The organism is bacterium, assembly GCA_040755795.1.
GTDB lineage: Bacteria > UBA9089 > CG2-30-40-21 > CG2-30-40-21 > SBAY01 > JBFLXS01.
This window is the reverse complement of the sequence record JBFLXS010000759.1, coordinates 1-1,046: the sequence shown is the minus strand read 5'-3', so window position 1 is coordinate 1,046 and position 1,046 is coordinate 1. Positions and strand designations below refer to the sequence as shown.

General features: G+C 35.4%; 1 protein-coding gene. It reads left to right on the top strand.

Annotated features, from left to right (window positions below; translation table 11 throughout):
- Positions 1-302 precede the first annotated feature (302 nt).
- A partial coding sequence (locus AB1414_21470; GenBank protein ID MEW6609981.1) for a hypothetical protein occupies positions 303-1,046 on the top strand: 744 nt, incomplete at its 3' end.

The window sequence follows — 1,046 nt, the reverse complement described above, 5'->3', positions numbered from 1 at the left end:
TTTGTCATTTCGGGTATAATGGTCAAAAAGAGTTGCTAAAATAGCTATAAGATGTTCTTTGATATTAAGTTAGGGGTAACAAACTTAAAACAAGTGAGAATGATGAAAAAAAACACTGTGTTTTTTGTTTTTCCGCTGAAGTAAAACGCAATGGCAAGAGCCTTCAAGGAAGACAACGTTATTACTGTTTCAGTTGTCATAGAAGTTATATCTGGCGTTTAGGGAAAAGAAAAAACTCTTATCACTACAATTGGTTCAAGCAATGGATCGAAGAAGGTTATAGTGTAAGAGAATTAGCACTAATGAATAGAGTAAGTCATTCGACAGCAAAACGAGTAATACAGTATTGGCTTAATCAGAGACCTCCGAAAATCGAAGTTGATTATTCAAGCATAAAGCACATAATCTTTGACGGGACATTCATGGATCGCCCTAGATGTATTTATGTTGCACTAAATGCAGAAACCAACACTCTTGTTGATGTTGCATATAATATTCGCGAGGGAGGAAAAGAATTGTTGCTGTTCTATAAACATTTAGCAGAAATTGGCTTAATGCCTGAGAGTGCAACAACTGATGGAAATACTCAGCAAATCAAGTATTTAAGAGAAGTCTGGCCAGAGTTAACCTTGCAACGATGTATTATTCACGTTCAACGTCAAGGATTAAGCTGGTGTCGTCGTAACCCTAAACGAATTGAAGCCAAGGAGCTTAGAGATTTGTTTTTAAGACTAACAAACATACAAACCAAACAAGACGCTCTTCGTTTTCTAAAAGGTGTTAATGCTTGGGAAAGAAGATTTGGCATGGAAATAAAAACTTCAACTAATCGTGGTCGTGTATTTAGTGATATCATTCGTGCACGTAGCATGTTACTCAAAGCTCTCCCAAACTTGTTTCATTATCTAGATAGCTCAAAGATACCTCGCTCAACAAATGCTTTGGAAGGTTACTTCAGCCGTCTTAAAGAACATTATAGATTACATCGAGGTTTATCAAAACTTAATAAACAAAAATATTTTAATTGGTACTTTTACTTAAAACCA